The organism is Nocardiopsis halophila DSM 44494, from assembly GCF_000341245.1.
Lineage (GTDB): Bacteria > Actinomycetota > Actinomycetes > Streptosporangiales > Streptosporangiaceae > Nocardiopsis_A > Nocardiopsis_A halophila.
In genome coordinates this window covers 20845-37617 of sequence record NZ_ANAD01000247.1, presented here as the reverse complement: position 1 = coordinate 37617, position 16773 = coordinate 20845, and the positions used below count along the sequence as shown (strand labels likewise).

Annotated in this window: 15 protein-coding genes; 12 read left to right on the top strand and 3 right to left on the bottom strand. The window is 72.0% G+C overall.

Annotation, left to right across the window (positions count from 1 at the left end; all coding sequences use genetic code 11):
- The 5 genes from D450_RS0126380 to D450_RS0126360 all read left to right on the top strand — a co-directional run.
- Positions 1–904 (top strand): NmrA family NAD(P)-binding protein (locus tag D450_RS0126380; RefSeq protein ID WP_017541623.1); only part of this gene is annotated, 904 nt, incomplete at its 5' end.
- 196 nt (positions 905–1100) lie between these two features.
- Positions 1101–2402, top strand: a complete 1302-nt coding sequence (locus D450_RS0126375; RefSeq protein WP_017541622.1) for a hemolysin family protein — start codon at positions 1101–1103, stop codon at positions 2400–2402.
- A 45-nt stretch (positions 2403–2447) separates the two neighbouring features.
- Entirely contained in the window at positions 2448–3104 is a 657-nt protein-coding gene (locus D450_RS0126370; RefSeq protein ID WP_017541621.1) for a DinB family protein, read from the top strand.
- Positions 3105–3258: 154 nt separating this feature from the next.
- Complete coding sequence (locus D450_RS32020) at positions 3259–3780, top strand: barstar family protein (protein ID WP_017541620.1); 522 nt, start codon at positions 3259–3261, stop codon at positions 3778–3780.
- Positions 3781–4078: 298 nt separating this feature from the next.
- Positions 4079–5164 (top strand): methyltransferase domain-containing protein, encoded by a 1086-nt coding sequence (locus D450_RS0126360; protein ID WP_017541619.1) that lies wholly within the window; start codon positions 4079–4081, stop codon positions 5162–5164.
- Positions 5165–5348: 184 nt separating this feature from the next.
- Here D450_RS0126360 and D450_RS0126355 read toward each other — a convergent pair whose 3' ends face one another.
- Positions 5349–5987: a TetR/AcrR family transcriptional regulator gene (locus D450_RS0126355; protein WP_026124317.1), complete on the bottom strand. Its 639-nt coding sequence runs from the start codon at positions 5985–5987 to the stop codon at positions 5349–5351.
- 122 nt (positions 5988–6109) lie between these two features.
- Between D450_RS0126355 and D450_RS0126350 the strand changes: the two genes are divergently transcribed.
- Positions 6110–6898, top strand: a complete 789-nt coding sequence (locus D450_RS0126350) for an SDR family NAD(P)-dependent oxidoreductase (RefSeq protein ID WP_017541617.1) — start codon at positions 6110–6112, stop codon at positions 6896–6898.
- A 431-nt stretch (positions 6899–7329) separates the two neighbouring features.
- Here D450_RS0126350 and D450_RS0126340 read toward each other — a convergent pair whose 3' ends face one another.
- The gene (locus D450_RS0126340) at positions 7330–8748 is read right to left on the bottom strand and encodes an MFS transporter (protein WP_449289489.1); all 1419 of its coding nucleotides are present in this window, start codon (positions 8746–8748) and stop codon (positions 7330–7332) included.
- A 486-nt stretch (positions 8749–9234) separates the two neighbouring features.
- Entirely contained in the window at positions 9235–10350 is a 1116-nt protein-coding gene (locus tag D450_RS0126335) for an FAD-dependent monooxygenase (protein ID WP_017541614.1), read from the bottom strand.
- Between the two features lie 248 nt (positions 10351–10598).
- Between D450_RS0126335 and D450_RS0126330 the strand changes: the two genes are divergently transcribed.
- The 6 genes from D450_RS0126330 to D450_RS0126300 all read left to right on the top strand — a co-directional run bounded on the left by D450_RS0126330 (position 10599) and on the right by D450_RS0126300 (position 16413).
- Positions 10599–11219, top strand: a complete 621-nt coding sequence (locus D450_RS0126330; RefSeq protein WP_241483287.1) for a TetR/AcrR family transcriptional regulator — start codon at positions 10599–10601, stop codon at positions 11217–11219.
- Positions 11220–11678: 459 nt separating this feature from the next.
- Positions 11679–12299, top strand: a complete 621-nt coding sequence (locus tag D450_RS0126325) for a hypothetical protein (protein ID WP_161631162.1) — start codon at positions 11679–11681, stop codon at positions 12297–12299.
- Positions 12262–12921, top strand: coding sequence for a TetR/AcrR family transcriptional regulator (locus D450_RS0126320; protein ID WP_017541611.1), 660 nt, complete (start codon positions 12262–12264; stop codon positions 12919–12921). Before D450_RS0126325 ends, D450_RS0126320 begins: the two co-directional genes overlap by 38 nt.
- Before the next feature lie 566 nt (positions 12922–13487).
- Positions 13488–14561, top strand: a complete 1074-nt coding sequence (locus tag D450_RS0126310; protein ID WP_051060611.1) for a COX15/CtaA family protein — start codon at positions 13488–13490, stop codon at positions 14559–14561.
- 284 nt (positions 14562–14845) lie between these two features.
- Positions 14846–15658: a sporulation protein gene (locus D450_RS0126305; protein WP_017541608.1), complete on the top strand. Its 813-nt coding sequence runs from the start codon at positions 14846–14848 to the stop codon at positions 15656–15658.
- Between the two features lie 506 nt (positions 15659–16164).
- Positions 16165–16413 (top strand): hypothetical protein, encoded by a 249-nt coding sequence (locus D450_RS0126300; RefSeq protein WP_017541607.1) that lies wholly within the window; start codon positions 16165–16167, stop codon positions 16411–16413.
- The last annotated feature ends 360 nt before the right edge of the window (positions 16414–16773 follow it).

Here is a 16773-nt window from a genome sequence, read left to right as displayed (position 1 = left end):
CGTCCTGGTCACCGGCGCCACCGGCAGGCAGGGCGGCGCCACCGCACGCGCCCTGCTCACGGCGGGCGTGCCCGTCCGCGCCCTGGTGCGCGACCCGGCCACGGCCAGGGCCGGGGCCGTCGAAGCGCTCGGCGCCGAACTGGCCGTCGGCGACCTGCACGACCGTGATTCCGTGGTCCGCGCCGCCGAGGGCGCCCGCGCGGTCTTCTCGGTGCAGATGCCCGCCATGGACGCCGGAGGCGTCGACTTCGGGGGAGAGACCGCGCAGGGCATCAACCTCATCGAAGGCGCGAAGGCGGCCGGGGTGCCGCAGTTCGTGCACACCTCGGTCAGCGGCGCCGGTCAGCACACCGGCGCGCCTGGCTGGGCCGAAGGCCGCTGGTCCTACATGGAACCCGCCCTGGGCGCCAAGAGCGCGATCCAGGACCGGCTCCGGGAGGCCGGCTTCGCCCGGTGGACGCTCCTCAAGCCGAGCTTCTTCATGGACAACTTCCTGCCGTCCATGGCGTACCTGTTCCCGCGCGGCATCGACGGCGGCCTGGTCTCCGTCCTGCGGCCTGAGACCCGGGTCTCCTTGACCGCCGTGGACGACATCGGCGCGGCGGCGGCCGCGGCCATCGCCGAGCCCGAGCGCTTCGACCGGATCGAGCTGGAGCTGGCGAGCGACTACCTGTCGATGACGGAGATCGCCGACGTCCTCTCGCGCGCGCTGGGAACGGCCCTGTCCGCGCCCGACATGACCATGGAGGAGGCCGAGGCCGCCGGCATGCCGGCGATGGGGGCCTCGCACGCGTGGTTGAACGCGGTCGGCCAGCCGGCCCGCCCGCAGTATGCGAGGGACCTCGGCATCGCGCTCACCGGCTTCGAGGAATGGGCGAAGGACCACATGCGGGCCGACGCCTGAGGTCGCGCCTGACCTAGAGGGGGTGAGTGGGTCGGCTCAGAGGTGAGCCGCTCAGGGCCGCTCCGCTTCCCCGTCATCGCGCTTCAGGCGGCGCGGGTCCAGGTCGACACGCCGGAGACCTCGGACGCCGGAGAGAACGCCGCCGCCTCTTAACCTGGGACGACGATCGCGCACCGGGCCAGGGCGGGCTGCACTGATGGACCTCGACACACTCGTCAACCTCGGTCTGGTGCTGGCGTTCGTCCTCTTGGGAGGCGTCTTCGCCGGGACCGAGCTGGCGCTGGTGTCGCTGCGGGAGAGCCAGATCCGCCAGCTGGAGAAGCGCGGACGGCGGGGCGCCAAGGTCGCGGCGGTCGCCCGCAACCCGAACCGGTTCCTGTCCGCGGTCCAGATCGGCGTCACCGTCACCGGGTTCTTCTCAGCGGCCTACGGGGCCTCGACGCTGGCCCCCGACTTCGCCCCGCTCCTGGTGGAGGCCGGCCTGCCCGAGCCGCTCGCCGCCGGGCTCGCGCTCGTCGCGCTCACCCTGTTCGTCGCCTACCTCTCGCTGGTGCTGGGCGAGCTGGTGCCCAAGCGGTTCGCCCTCCAGCGGGCGGCCGGGATCTCGCTGGTGGTGGCGCCGCCCCTGGACCGGTTCGCCACCGCGATGCGGCCGGTCATCTGGCTGCTGTCGGTCTCCACCGACGCGGTGGTCCGCCTCTTCGGCGGCGACCCCTCGGCCAAGAGGGAGGACGTCAGCCGCGAGGAGCTGCGGGAGATGGTGACGGCCAACGCGGACCTGGCCACCGACGAACGGGAGATCGTGGCCGACGTCTTCCAGGCGGCGGACCGCTCGCTGCGCGAGGTGATGCGCCCGCGGGTGGAGGTGGAGTTCCTGGACGCGGACATGGAGATCGCCGAGGCCGCGGCGCGGGTCGCCGACCGCCCCTACTCGCGCTACCCCCTCAAGGGCGAGGACATCGACGATATCGTGGGGTTCCTCCACGTGCGCGACCTGCTGTCGCACCAAGGCGGCGGCGGGTCGCTGAGGGGCATCATGCGCCCCATCCCCGCGCTTCCCTCGACCAACAAGGCCCTGGCGGCGCTGGGGCAGATGCGCGACGCGCGGACCCACATCGCGGTGGTCGTCAACGAGTACGGCGGGACCGACGGGATCGTCACCCTGGAGGACCTGGTGGAAGAGCTCGTCGGGGACATCCGCGACGAGCACGACCTGGAGGGGCCGCCCGCCGGAACCGAGAACGGCTCGGGCACCTACGACGCCGGGCTGCGCCTGGAGGAGTTCGCCGAACAGGCCGGGTTCGCCCTGCCGGAGGGGCCCTACGAGACGGTGGGCGGACTGGTCATGCACCGGTTGGGGCGCATCCCGGCCGAGGGCGATGCGGTGACGGTGGAGGGGCGGGTCATCACCGTCGTGCAGACCAGCGGCAACCGCACCCGGCTGGTGAAGGTGGCCGGCCCCGCCTCCGAGGCCTCCGGGCCCTCCGAGCGCCCGTGAAAATGGGGGTGTGGGCGCCGCCGGGGCGACTGTACGGTCCCTTCCATGAACCGACCCGCCGAGCCCGGCCCTTCCCGCTCCCCCGTCACCGCCGACGATGTCGACCACGCGGTCCACCTGGCCGTCGACACGCTCGCCCAGGCGCCCCCGGACAGCTGGGACGCCAAGGCGGGCTCACTGGAATGGGACTGCCGGGAGACCGTCGATCACACCGTCCAGGCTTTGTTCAGCTACGCCGTCCAGCTCGGGCCGAGGACCCCGCCCGTGGAGGGCAAGGTGCCCCTCTCCCGCACGGCCAGCCGGCCCGGAGGACCGGCGAACGCCCTCCACGCCGACCGCGAGGCGGGCGCGGCGGGCCTGCTCCAGGTGTGGGAGGCCGTCGGAGCACTGGTGGCGGCCATGGTGCGCACGGCGCCCCCGCACAAGCGCGCGTACCACGTCTACGGCGTCTCCGACCCCGAAGGGTTCGCCGCGATGGCGGTCGTGGAGACCCTGGTGCACGCCCACGACGTGGCCGAAGGCCTCGGGGTGGAGTGGGACCCGCCCGCCGACCTGTGCGCCCGCGCCCTCGCCCGCCTCTTCCCCGGTGCCCCCGAGTCCACTGACCCCTGGCCCACGCTGCTGTGGGCCACCGGCCGCACCGGACTCGCCGGACGCCCCCGCCTGACCGAATGGCGCTGGCACGGCGAGCCCCGGGAGTAGGGCCAGACCCCGGGAGCACAACGGGGCGGGTCGGCGGCGGAGTGGCACATGCCACCGCCACCGGCCCGTAATGAATGGTCTTCTGGACCGATAACTCAGCCGCCATCCGGTTATCGTGGGGAATACGAGCATTTCCCCGCAGGATGGAAGACCCGTGATCGTCGATCTCACAGACGAAGATGTCCAGCCGAACGCACTCGCCGTGGTTAAAGATGGGATATCACTCATCTCTCAAGGGCGGGACGGACCGATTCTGGTTCCTCAAAGGGAGCTGCACGTCACCGGCTGGGCGGAGTTCGTGCGCGACTTCCCCGCCGACGCACCTGGGATCGAAGAGGCGTTGACCGAGGCCCGGAGAATCCCCTGGGCCACCGTGAGCCTGACGGACACGCATTCCGAGATCGAGGCGACGATCGACGTCGGATACGTATCCAGCTCACACCGCCTTCACATGATCCTCAAACTCGCTCTCGGGTTCCCGGATATGTACGGTCGCAACTGGGACGCGTTCTGGGACGCCATCACGGGGCTTGTCCCTATCCCGGGGCGCATCCGCCTGTGCGGCTGGTCCGAACTCGTGGACACCCTTCCCGACGACGCGCGTATCCTGCACGAACAGTTTCTCCGCTATCAAGAGGAGCAGCCGGGCAAGCTTTACGTGGAGTATGTCGGCTGACTCGCTCCCGGCCGGGCCGACCATGTCGAGAGGGCATCGCGTGGCCGTGTACGGACGAAGGCGGTGACGGCCTGCGATCACCGGGTTACCGTGATCGAGAAGCCGTCCCCTCCAGGAGGGACTCCATGAGGTCGGGGAAACATGGCGATCAGGACGTTCCTCGCGACGGTGGCAAGGGACGGGGCGGCGACGGCCAGGACCCGAACAAGTGACCGAAGTTCCAGGGGCGCACGTCGCCCGTGCCCTCACGGCCAAAGGCGAACTACTCGATCCGGCGTGGCACCGAGCCGTACTCGCCGTGCCGCGAGAAGCGTTCATCCCCGACACCGTTTGGGTCCGCACCCGGCGCGCGGGCCACACCGTGTTCGCGCCCTACCCGCGCACCGACTCCGACGTGTCCCGGTGGATCCACCAGGACTACGCCTTGATGACCCAGGTCGACGACGGCGAGCCCGCCGGCCCTGACGGCACCGGCATCGTGCCGACGAGTTCCCTATCCCAGCCCTCCCTCGTCGTGGCCATGCTCCAAGCGCTCGACGTCGCCGACGGCGAGCGGGTTCTGGAGATCGGCACCGGCACCGGGTACAACCTGGCGCTCTTGTGCGAACGGCTCGGCGATGACCGGGTGGTCTCGATCGAGGTCGACCCCGGCGTGGCCGAACAGGCGCGGCGCACGCTCGGCGAGCTGGGATACAAACCCGTCATCCTCACCGGCGACGGGGCGTCCGGAGCCCCGGACCACGGCCCCTTCGACCATGTACTGGCGACCGTCGGCGCCAAACGGCTCCCCCCTGCGTGGCTGGAGCAGGTGCGCCCCGGTGGTCGGGTGGTCGTCCCGTGGGGGCCGGGGTTCACGTCGGCGGCGCTGCTGAGGCTGGTCACCGACGAAGGGGGCCGGGCACACGGGCGGCTTCTCCAGGACGCCGCCTTCATGTGGCTCCGCGAACAGCGGCGCACCGTCGACTCCTGGCGCGACCACATCGACGAAGACGCCCCCGCCGGCACGACCGCGGGCACGACCACTCTGAATCCCAGGGTGGCGGCCGACCCGGATCCCGGCTGGGGCGTGGTGGTGGGGCACCTCGTTCCCGAGCTGGTCGCCCACGTGGCCGAAGCCGCCGCCGACACCGAGGCCGCGGGCGAAGCGACGGTGCGCCTGTACGACCGAGCGGGATCGTGGGCGATCGGCGAGTACTCCCCTGCCGACACTTCCTACGAAGTACTCCGGTCCGGCCCTCGGGACCTCTGGGCGGAGGTCGCCTCAGCGCGCGCCGTCTGGGAAGCGGCCGGGCGCCCCGGGCGCGACCGGCTCGGGGTGACGGTCCACCCCGACGGGCGCCAGGAAGTGTGGGTGGACGCCCCGGAGAACGTGCTGGGCGTGTGATCCCGCCACCGTTCCGGGGCCGGCACTGTCCCGTTCCGTGCGCGCCGACCCGCCCTGAAAGCCCCTCTCCCGGAAAGGACCGCGTGATGGGCCTGCACAAGGCCCCCGCCGAGTCCGACTCGAACAAGCCCGACAGCCGATCCCCTCTCGGGTGGTCACGCAGAGCGGTCGGGCGCCCGGTGTCTCAGGCGCCGCGGGTCCCTGGCGCGCCGTATCGGGCGAGCATGGTCAGCACCGCTTGGTCGACCGCGTTGGCGACGGCTGTGTCGTCGGGTTCCCAGCGTGCGAGCAGCATCCGCGGCCAGAACACGTAGTTGGAGATCATCCCGAGGAATTGGGTCGCCGCCGTCTCCGCATCGTCGAGCCGGGCTGTACCAGCGGCGTTCTCCGCCGCCAGGTAGCGCCGGACCGATTCGAAGTAGGGCATCTTGCCGAGCCTGAACTGGGTCTCGCCGAGCTCCGGGAAGCGCGGCACCTCGGCGATGACGATGCGGAAGAGGGCGGCCATGCCGGGTTGGGTGAGGAGGGCCGCGTATCGGTGTCCGATGGCCTCAAGCCCTGCGTGGAGGTTCCCCGGCTCGGGGAGGGGCGCCTCCTCGTCATCGACCTTCCAGTATTCGGCGACGATCGCCTCGAACAGGGCCGCCTTGCTGGTGAACTGCTTGAACAGGGTCGCCCTCGACACTCCGGCCGCCTCGGCGATGCGGGCCAGCGAGGTTCCGTCGTACCCGGAGTCGAGGAACAGCTTCGTCGCTGCCTCGATGATGGACGTCCGCTTCTGCGCCGCCACGCGCCGGTGGTACTCCGAAGGTTGTGCCGTCATGCCCTCCAGTATGCCCCTCGCTACGAGGTGAGTCACTTGACTCACCTCTATCCCCGACCCTACTCCAAGAGGCGAGGTGAGTCACTCGGCTCGCCATTAACGCACATCCGGAAGGACGCATCATGGGGCGCTATGAGGGCCAGACCGTCATCGTCACGGGCGGAAGCGGCGGCATGGGCAGCAGTCATGCGCAGGGCTACCACGCCGAGGGGGCGAACGTCGTCATCGCCGGCCGCGACGACGACGCCGGCCGCGACCTCGCCGCTCGGCTCGGCCATCGGGCCCTGTCCCTTCACCTGGATGTCACCAGCGAGGACGACTGGGCGGCGCTGGTGCGAGACGTCGAAGACCGCTTCGGGCCGGTCACCGTCCTGGTGAACAACGCGGGCGTCCAGAACCCGGCGGCCCCCATCGAGCACACCGAACTCCGCACCTGGGAGCAGACCTTCCGCGTCAACGTCACCGGCCAGTTCCTCGGCATCAGGGCCGTGGCTCCGTCGATGCGCAAGGGCGGCGGCGGATCCATCGTCAACATCGCCTCGACCATGGCCCACGGCGGCACGGCCTTCTACGCCCCCTACACCGCCAGCAAGTGGGCCGTGCGCGGGCTGACCAAGACGGCCGCGCTGGAGCTGGGGCGGGACGACATCCGGGTCAACTCCATCCACCCCGGTGTCGTCTCCACACCGCTGATCAACGAACCCACCGTCGCAGGCCAGCCGGCCATCGCCGACTTCTATTCGCCCGACCCCTTCGCCGTCCCCCGCCTCGGCGACCCCGCCGACGTCACCCGCCTGCTGCTCTTCATCACCTCCCAGGACGCATCTTTCGCTACGGGCTCGGAATTCGTCCTTGACGGGGGCCTGCTGCTCGGTCCCGCACTCCGACCAGAAGCCGACATCGCGGCTTGAGCCGGCATCGCAATGGGGAGTGTGCGGTCGCGGACGCCATGGTGGACGGAGGCGGCCCCGCCACCTGCTCCGGCTCGTCCTGGGCCGTTCCCCACTGGATGGCCGCCCGGCATACGGACTGGCAGGTGGCCTTGGGGCGCCTGGTCTCCCCCACTAGGCCACGCCTCTTACGAGGGCGCTGAGGGCGATCTGTCCGCAGCCCGGGAGGCCACGGTGACGTGGTCGACCGTGACGGCTCAGGGGCGTGGGCGATCGGAGAGTACGAGCCCGGACCGGGCCCTTACGAGACGGAGGCCTGCGGCTCTCGGGACCTCTGGGAGAAGGCCGGCTCAGCTCGTGCCGTCCGGGAGGCGGCCGGGCGCCCCGGGCGCGACCGGCTCGGGGTGACCGTCCACCCCGACGGGCGGCAGGAGGTGTGACCGCCCGTGCCGTTACCGGCCGACCGCGGGCGGGGCGGCCGGGCGGCGGGGTCCCTCGGGGGACTCGACTGCTGCGGGCTCGGCGGGCTCGGCAGGCCGGGTGCGGGCGGCCATGATCGCCAGCACCACCGCGAGGAGGAAGAGCACGCCCGCCAATGCGACGTACAGGTGCACGCCGCCCTCCGTGCTCACCGGGACTCCATCGGCCGAGGCCCCGGGGATCCGGGTCGCCTTCAGCACCTCGCCCCCGGCGAAGTTGAACACGACCGAGCCCAGCGCCAGCACCACCGACACCAGACCGGCGACCGTCCCCTGCCGCTCCGGCACCTCCAGGGCGGTCGCCAGGTTGTAGCCGGAGGCGCCGATCGCCCCGGCGGCCGTGCCGACCAGCCCGCCGCAGGCCACCGCCACCGGGAGCACCGAGACGCCCGCCAGCATCCCGAAGGTCGCCACCACCCCCACGGCGATGCCGCCGNCCCCGCCGATGAGCGGCGGCGCGGGGCCGAACCGCCCCGCGAGCCACCCGGCCAGCGTGCCGCCGATGACGATGCCGAGGTTGGGCGCGGCCAGCAGCACGGCCACCGCCTCCCCGCGCCCCAGCCCGTAGCCCAGCCCCAGTTCAGGGGGCACCTGGGCGACGATGCTCGTCAGTTGCAGCATGCTCCGGAAGGACCCGGCCGCCAGGATCAGGGCCAGCAGCGTCAGCAGGATCGGGCGGCCGAGGGCGCGGATGTCGATGACGGGCTCGTCGACCCGCAGGGCGAGGAAGGCCCATGCGGCCAGCGCGGCGGCGCCGGCCGCCAGCAGCGCGAGTGCGCCCCCGGACCCCCACCCCAGGTCGCCGCCGAGGCTGATGTAGGCCAGCACCCCTCCCAGGCCCCCGCCGAGCAGCAGCGCCCCGCCCACGTCGATCCGGCCCCCGCTGCGGATCGGCGACTCCGGGATGACCGCGCGCACGCTGAGCGCGGCCGCCGCCGCGAGCAGCGCCGCGGTGATGAACACGCTCTGGTGGCCGAACGCGTCGATGACCGGCTTCATCAGGAAGGGCTCGACGACCCCCACGACCGAGGAGCCCGAGGTCACGATGCCGACCACGGCCATCGCCACCCCCGGGGTGGCGATCTGGCGGGTGAGGGCCACCGTGATGAAGATGGCGGCGAAGGCGGCGCCCTGGAGGAAGCGCCCGGCGAGGAAGATCCAGACGTTGGGTGCGACGAGGCAGACCAGCGCCCCCGCGCAGGCGAGGAGCAGGGTCGCGATGAGCACCCGGCGCTTGCCGAAGATGTCGGAGCCCTTCGCCAGCAGCGGCGACCAGATGGCCCCGGCCAGCATCGCGCTCGCGTTCAGCCACGCGGCCTGGTCGGTGTCGAAGTGGTCCAGCAGCTGGGGCAGGACCATCATGGGCGACCCGATGGCCACGTCGGCCAGCACGTTGGCGAGGGTCAGGACGGCAGCCCAGAGCAGGAGCCGCTTGCTCCAGCGGTGCTCTAGGACGTCCGGGACGGGCTTTTCCCGTGTGCGGTCCACCTGATTCCTTTCGTGGAGTTCCCGGCCTTCAGGCCGTGGGGAGGGAGCGGGCCCCTGCAGCAGGACGGGAAGCAGGGGTCCGCCCCGGATCTGGCGCGTCCGTACGCCGGCCCCGGGCCGCTGACGGCCCCGGACACGTCGGTTCGGACGGGAGCGCGGGTTCGATCCGCCTGCCGGCGGGCAGGCGGGGTGGGATGTCCGCGGATGCCCCGGCCCGCGGTGGAACGATCCCCCGCTTCAGCCGGGAGAGAGCCCGATGCGCCTTCTCACCAGCGCTGGCGGTGTATCGATAGTGGTGAGATCACCACGCAGACCCGCCGATAGTGGTGATCTCACCACTATCGATCGCCCGGACCCGGCCGCGGTGCGGACCGGCGGGCGGATCGGGGCTCACGCCGCACCGGCGTCGGCCTCCTGCAGCGCGGCGTTGCGGGCGGCGATGGCCTCCCAGGTCATCGGCAGCATGCGGTCGCGGCCGCCGTCGACGCGGCCTTGGGCGAAGGCGACGTAGGGGCGCTGCCGGGCCTCGTACCGCGCGAACGCGGCGGCGTGGTCCGTGTCGTACCGCTGGAGTCCTTCGGCGAGGAAGCGGGCGCCGGTGAGCGCGAGCGAGGTGCCCCGGCCGGAGAGGAAGGCCGGGCTGTACCCCGCGTCCCCGACGAGGGCGACGCGGCCGCGGTGCCAGGTCGGCATGCGGATCTGGCTCGCGGAGGTGAAGTAGAAGCCGGGGTCGACGCGGGCCGCGTCGAGCAGTTCCGGGATCCGCCAGGACCGGTGGCCGGCGAAGGCGTCGAGGAGGATCCTCTTCTGGGCGTCCAGGTCGCGGTGGTCGTGGTCGATCGCTTCGGAGCGGAACTGGAAGACCGCGACGGCCTTGCCGCCGTACCGGAAGAGCCCCGCCATCCGGCCGGGGACGTTGTAGATCGCGTTGGCGCCCCCGGTGCCCGCCTCCGCGGGGTGCTCGGCGAGGGCGAAGTAGACGCCGAGGTGCCGCAGGTAGTCCTCTTCGGCACCGAACACCAGGCGGCGCACGGCGGAGTGCTGTCCGTCGGCGCCGATCACCAGGTCGTACCGTCCCGTGCGGCCCGACGCGAAGCGCACGTCGACGCGGCCGCCGGTGTCGGTCAGGGCCTCGATCGAATCGTCGAAGCGGATCGCCGCGGTGCCCGGCAGGGCGTCGGCGAGGATGCGCACGAGGTCTTCTCTGAGGAGTTCGATGTCGTCGTCGGAGTCGCTGACCTCCGCGAACGGGATCCGGGCCACCGGCTCGCCCGCGCCGTCGACGAACCAGGTCCGCTCGGACATCCGGACCCGTCGGGCCCGGACCTTCGTGAGCAGGCCCATCCGGTCCACGGCCTCGATGGCATCGCCGCGGATGTCGATGGGGGTGCCGGAGAGCCGGAGGCCGCGGCCGTACTCGACGACGGTGACGTCGTGGCCGCGGGCGCCGAGTTCGCGTGCGCAGGCGAGCCCGGCGATGCCGGCTCCGGAGACGAGGATCTTCACGTGTGCGCTCCAGGTTCCGCTGGGGTGGGTGGGGTGTTGGGAGGCGATGGGAGCGGCCGCCGCGCTCGCCGTTCGGGCAGGCGGGGCCGCGGGTCGGTGTGGGCCGGTGCGACGTGCGGAAAGGCCGCCGCCGTGGGACTCTGAGAACTAAAGCAACGATTTGTTGCTTTTAAAGCAGCCTACTGAGGCCCGGCTTGCACCGCAATGCCGTGCCTGGCGACAATCGGCACCCGAGCGGAGAACAGGAGGTGAGCGCGGCGATGGCCGAGGAGACCGCCGTGCGGGCGCCCGCACGGCGCCCCGGGGGCCGCAATGCCCGGGTGAGAGCGCGGATCCTCGCCGCGACCACCGAGCTCGTGGCGCGCGACGGCATCGCGGGCTTCCGGTACGAGGAGGTCGCCGAGCGGGCCGGCGTGAACAAGACCAGCGTGTACAGGAACTGGCCGGACCGCGAGGAGCTGGTGGTCGAGGCCGTGCTGCGCTACGCCGAGGACCTGGCCTCGGTCGCCGATACCGGCGACCTCCACCGGGACCTGGCGGACTTCCTGGTGGCCCTGGCGGGCGGCCTGGAGTCGCCGTTCGGCCAGACGCTCGAACAGGCCCTCCAGCATGCGGGCCAGGCCCCCGCCGTCCAGCAGGCCGTGGGCAGGATCCTCGACCAGCGCGTGGCCACCATGAGGCGGCGGGTGGACTCGGCCGTCGAGAAGGGGGAGCTTCCGCCGGTCGACAGCGCCTTCCTCGGCGAGATGCTGTCCGGCCCGGTGCACCTCATCGTCAACCGCGGCGTGCGCCGGTTCACTCGTGCCGATGCGGAGCGCATCGTCAGCGTGGTGCTCGCGGGCATACGGGCCACGGCGGCGGAGGGCTGAGCGACCGACCGGGCAACCGGACGCACACGCTGCGCCCTGCCCGCAGGCGCGTCCTGTCACCTTGATCTCGGGGAAGTCGGCCTTAAAGGGGCCCTTTTAAGGCCGACTTCCCCGAGATCAACAACGCAACGAGGGCGCCGGGGAGTAACACCACTCCTGCGGCGCGGTCCTTCCTCGCAGCCCAGCGAGGTTCCCCCAGAGACCGCCGGGCAGCCGGCGCCGTCGCCCCGCAGCCCCACACCCTTTTCGTCTGCCGTGTCCGCCACCGCCCCGTCGGTCTGGTCTGCGAGACGTCCCATCCGGACGGCCGTGCTCGCGGCGAGCACCCCGTCGACGCCGGGACTTGACGCGGAGGGAGGCCAGTGATCAAAATGACTGACCAGTCAGTCATTTATCGATCCAGGAGCGTGTCCCGCCATGACCGAACACCCCGGCCGCCTCTCCGGCACCCCTCCGCCCGTGCCACACCGCCCCGCCCTGCCCGCACGGGCCTGGCGATGGACCGTGTCGGCGCTGGTGGGCCCGGACCCCTCCCCCGGCGAGGTCGCCGCGGCTCTGGTCGCCGCCTGTGCCGGGACCGCCCTGGCGGCAGGCGCCGCCTGGGCCGCGGATCTCCCCGCCCCGGCGGTCCTGGTGATCGGGATCGTGGCGTTCGACTTCTTCGGCGGGGCCGTGGCCACCTCCACCGGTTCCGCCAAGCGCCGCTACCACGCCCCGGACCGCGGCCGGCGCCACCGCCTGCGCTTCGTCGCCGCCCACGTCCAGCCCTTCCTCGTGGCGTTGTTCGTGCCCGGCCTGCACTGGTGGGCGGCCGCCACTCTGTACCTGTTCACCCTGGTCGGCGCGCTCGCCGTCGCCTTCGCGCCGTCCGAGGCGCAGCGCCCGGCCGCCTTCGCCGCCACGGTGACGGGCGCGGCCGGAGCACTGCTGTGGCTGCCGGTGCCCCCAGCACTGGCCTGGCTGGCGCCGGTGATGCTCATCAAGCTGCTGCTGGGCCATATGCTTCCCGAATCGGGCGCGGCAGCGACGGAGAAGGAGACCCATGTCGCCGAGGAGAGTCGACCGGGCGGCGCGGCGTGAGCACATCCTCGCCGTCGCGGTGCGCCTGTTCGCCGAGCGCGGGTTCTCCGCGACACGGATCGAGGACGTCGCCGCAGCGGCGGGGATCGCCAAGGGCAGCGTCTACCTGTACTTCGAAAGCAGGGACGCCCTGCTGGTCGGGGCGTTCGACCGGCTCGGGGAGCGCTCCGCCCGCGTCCTGCGCCTCGCCCGCGACCCCGGACGCACCGCCGCCGAAAGGCTGGAGGAGCTGGTGCGCGGCGCGCTCACCATGCTCGCCGACGAACCCGACCTGACACGGGTGATGGTGGACCTGTGGGCGGCGGGCCGCCACGGCGGAGGCACGGCGCCGCCGACCCTGGACATGGCCAAGGTGTACGGCGAGTACCGGCGGGTCATCGCCGACCTGCTCCGGCAGGCCGCCGCCGAGGGCGACGCCCGCCCCGGGGCGGGCGAGGCCGAGGCGGCGGTCGTCGTGGGCGCGGTCGAGGGGTGCCTGGTCCAGTGGTTGATGGACCCGGAGGTGGACCTGGTCGCGCTCGCCGACACCGTGGTCGGGGTGTGCCTGCGCGGAGTGCTCCGGCACGCCTCTCCCTCCGGCGCACAGGGGACGGGCGATGGGCGGGGCTCCGGGACGGCCTGAGAACGGCGGTCCTGGACTGGCACTGGATGAGTACAGAAGGCCCCGGCGGGAGCCGGGGCCTTCAGTCTGCCATGGGAGAGCAGGGCCCCGGCGCCGGGACGGCGGCCGCACACACCCACCGCACGGGAAATGCGCCACCGGGCGCAGGAGGCCCGCGACCTCCTCGCCGTCATGACGCCGTCCTCCCTCCGCGACCACACACCGCCGCCCCGTTCCGACCCGCGGGGCGGCGGTTCCGCGACCGCCCGCTAAGGGGAGGGCGGTCACGGCCCGCCCGGTGAGGCACTGCGGGAGCCCACCGGGCGGGTCGCCTCGTCCCCCGGGGCAAGTCCCCTGGGCCCCGCGTCCACGCTTCGGCCGTCGTCCGCGCCCCCTCACGAGAAGGGGACAGGCGGGCGTCGTCTCCCCTTCTCCTCTCCCCCGTCTTCTCCTCCTCGGCGGAACGCCGGTCCCATCGACCACACGTACCGGCGACGTCGATGGCCCCCGCCGTTCCACGCCGTCCCGGGGTGGCGCACGGGCGGGGCGGTTCGAGGCGGCGGCGCCCCAGTACTACGCTGTGTCGTATGCATGTTGAGCCTGGTGCGGGCGCGTTGGCGGCCGACGACATCGAGATCCTCTCGCTGCCCCTGTGGGCCTGGCAGGTGGCCTTCGCCGTCGCCGGCGTGATCGCGCTCGTGCTTCTCGCGCGCACCATCTGGCACCCCACCGTGCGGACCCTGCGCTGGTGGGCGCTGGGCAACGTCGTCGTCAACGCCGGGATCGCCGTCACCGGCGCCACCGTGCGCGTCACCTCCTCCGGGCTGGGCTGCTCGGAGTGGCCCCGCTGCACCGAGGACAGCTTCGTCCCCGTGGACACCGGGCACACCGCCTGGCAGGCCGCCATCGAGTTCGGCAACCGCACGCTCACCTTCCTGGTGCTGGCGGTCGGCGTCATCGTGCTCGTGGCCGTGCTGCGCATGCGCCCGCGCCGCCGCGACCTGACCGCGCTGGCGGTGGCCATCCCGCTCGGGGTCATGGGCCAGGCGGTGGTCGGCGGCATCACCGTGTGGAGCGGGCTGCACCCCGCCTCGGTCGCCGCGCACTTCCTGCTGTCCATGGTGGTCGTCGTGCTCACCATGGCCTTCTACGTGCGCTGCCGCGAGCCCCGCGGCGAGCTGCGCCCCACCGTCGGACCGGCCGCGCGGCGCCTGGCCACCGCGCTGGTCCCGCTGGGCTTCCTGCTCCTGGCCGCCGGCACCGTGGTCACCGGCACCGGCCCGCACGGCGGCGACATCGACGCCCCCCGCTGGGGCTTCGACATGGTCCTCGTGGCCCGCGTGCACTCGGCCCTGGCCTGGGCGACCACGGCCGGGGCGGTGGCGATGCTCGTCCTGACCCTGCGCGGCCCGGCCCTGCCCCGCCGCCAGAGCCTGCTGCTGATCGCGGCGATCGCCGCCCAGGGCACCATCGGCTACGTCCAGTACCTGACGGGCCTGCCGGAGTGGCTGGTGGTCCTGCACGTCCTCGGCTCGGCCGTGGTGTGGATCGCGATCCTGCGCCTGTACTTCGCCACCGCCGAACGGGTCGCCGTCGGAGGCGCCACCGCAGAGTCCCGCGACCGCACGTCGGCCGCCGCCCCCGCCTCCTCTGCCGGCTGACCGGTTCCGGACGACAGGCCCGCCCGGCGGCCGCGACCGGTCACGCCCACCGGGCACGCGCCGCGCCGTGACGTGCAACGCCCCCGCTCCCCGCAGGGCGGGCCCCGGGCGAGGCCCCGGCGCGGCCGACGAAGGCGGCAGCGGCACCGAAATCCCCGCAACCATGGGGCAACCCGCACCGTCGGCGGCGCGTCCTAGGCACAGCGCCGGACTCCGCACATACACCTCCCGGCCCCTGCCCCTCCCCCGGCGCTCAGGGCAGCGGGCCTGATGAAAGAGACTCTGTGATCTTCAAGCGCATGCTCGCCAGCGTCGGCATCGGCGGTGCCACCGTGGAGACCACCCTGGACGAGGAGAGCGTCCACCCGGGCGGCACCGTCAGCGGGACCATCAAGGTCACCGGCGGCAGTGTCGCCCAGACGATCGAGGGCATCAGCGTCGGTCTGCGCGCCACCGTGGAGAAGGAGTACGAGTACGAGGACTCCGAAGGGGAGGAGCAGTCGGGCGAGTACAACATCGACGTGGTCGTCGCCGAGCAGGTCGTCAGCTCCGAGCAGATGGAGCTGGAGCCCGAGCAGGAGTTCGAGCTCCCCTTCGAGCTGACCATCCCCGTGGAGGCGCCCATCACCGCCGTGGCGGGCAACCACATCCTGGAGGGCGTGGGCCTCAACACCCGCCTGCACGTGGACAACGCCCTGGACCGCAAGGACGTGGACCCGCTGCTCATCGAGCCCCTTCCGGTCCAGCTCGCGGTCCTGCAGGCCCTGCACGCGCTGGGCTTCGAGCTGAAGGGCGTCGACCTGGAGAAGGGCGAGATCGCCGGGACCCGCCAGAAGCTGCCCTTCTACCAGGAGTTCGAGTACACCGGCGGCGGGCAGTACGCGGGCCTGGACTCCCTGGAGCTGACCTTCCTGACCGACGAGGAGGGTGCCGACGTGGTGCTGGAGCTGGACAAGAAGCCCGGCATCCTGTTCAGCGAGGGCGGCGACACCCTCCTGCGCCTGAGCGCCGAGCACGGGAGCACCGACCCCGAGGAGATCGCGGGGCAGCTCCACGCGTGGATCCACGCCATCGCCGGTGAGCGCAACCTGATCTGAGCACTGGGGCGCCGGTGACACCCGGTCTCGGAGCCCGGACGGGCACCCCACCGGGCCCGCCGGCGCCCCTCATACGGTCCCCGCCTGACCCCAGGGACGGGATGCCCCGGTTCCCCCACCTTGGCCGCCCGCCTGCAGCGCACTCGGCCCGATTCTCAGTGATGAGCTCGGACGGACAGGTCGGCCTGAGGCTTTCCGGGCGGTCGGTGCAACCGTCCATCCGAGTGCGACCAGCCTTCTTCGCTCGTCTTTCGGTAACGGCCAGGCCGATGACCGCATCCGGCCGACTGCGCAGGGGCTGCCTACCGTGTGTCGGCATGGTGGAACCGTCCGCTAACCTAGCCGCTGCACCTCCCCGCCCTATCAGTGGCGGAGACGGCTGCCATTGAGGACGAATTCCCAATTGGAGGAGCGGATTGCCAGGGCACGAAGTCGGTGTCGACCCTCACGATGCCTACGGGAAAGGGGCTACAGCAGAAGACTACGCCGGTGGATTCAAGGCCTTGGTGGCGGACTTCGAGCAGATCCTGGGAGAGGACGCATACGCCGCGGCGGGCGACACGCCGGCCTTCTCCGGATTGAAAGCCTTCGCCGACCAGCAGAGCGCGGCGATGGAGAAGGTGGAGAAGCACGGCCTTTCTCTCGGCCGCAATGTGCAGAGCGGGGCCCAGGAGGCTGACGCCACTGATTCCGAGAATGCCAACGAAATGGACAGCGCCTCCTATGGCCTCGGCCGCGAGATCAACGTCTACTAGCCGGAAGGAGTCTTCGGGGTGGCGAAATTCGAGTACGAGGACTCGACGAAGATCGGGAAACTCGACGACGCCTGCGGCGACATCCTCGATCTGGTGGGCCGCATCACCGGAAAGTCCGGCGACCTTGAGTCTCTTTTCAATGACGCGGCCGTCGAGTTCTCCGACCTCATCGCCGAACAAGTCAGTTCGACCGCCACCGAGAACGCCACGGCCTGGGGGGAATCACTGACGGCCTGCCACTTCGCTTGGGGGAACCTCCAGGACTGGAAGCTGAGGGTCAAGGCCTACCGGTCCACCATCGACGACATCAACCAGGAGTGGTCGGACGCACTGGCGGACAATTTCGGGTTCGGGACGATC

What these genes read in the sequence shown, in the direction of transcription:
- D450_RS0126375 (WP_017541622.1), top strand. Translation starts at nt 1,101, where the DNA reads ATGGACCTCGACACACTCGTCAACCTCGGTCTGGTGCTGGCGTTCGTC.
- D450_RS0126370 (WP_017541621.1), top strand. Translation starts at nt 2,448, where the DNA reads ATGAACCGACCCGCCGAGCCCGGCCCTTCCCGCTCCCCCGTCACCGCC.
- D450_RS0126355 (WP_026124317.1), bottom strand. Translation starts at nt 5,987, where the DNA reads ATGACGGCACAACCTTCGGAGTACCACCGGCGCGTGGCGGCGCAGAAG.
- D450_RS0126350 (WP_017541617.1), top strand. Translation starts at nt 6,110, where the DNA reads ATGGGGCGCTATGAGGGCCAGACCGTCATCGTCACGGGCGGAAGCGGC.
- D450_RS0126320 (WP_017541611.1), top strand. Translation starts at nt 12,262, where the DNA reads ATGTCGCCGAGGAGAGTCGACCGGGCGGCGCGGCGTGAGCACATCCTC.
- D450_RS0126310 (WP_051060611.1), top strand. Translation starts at nt 13,488, where the DNA reads ATGCATGTTGAGCCTGGTGCGGGCGCGTTGGCGGCCGACGACATCGAG.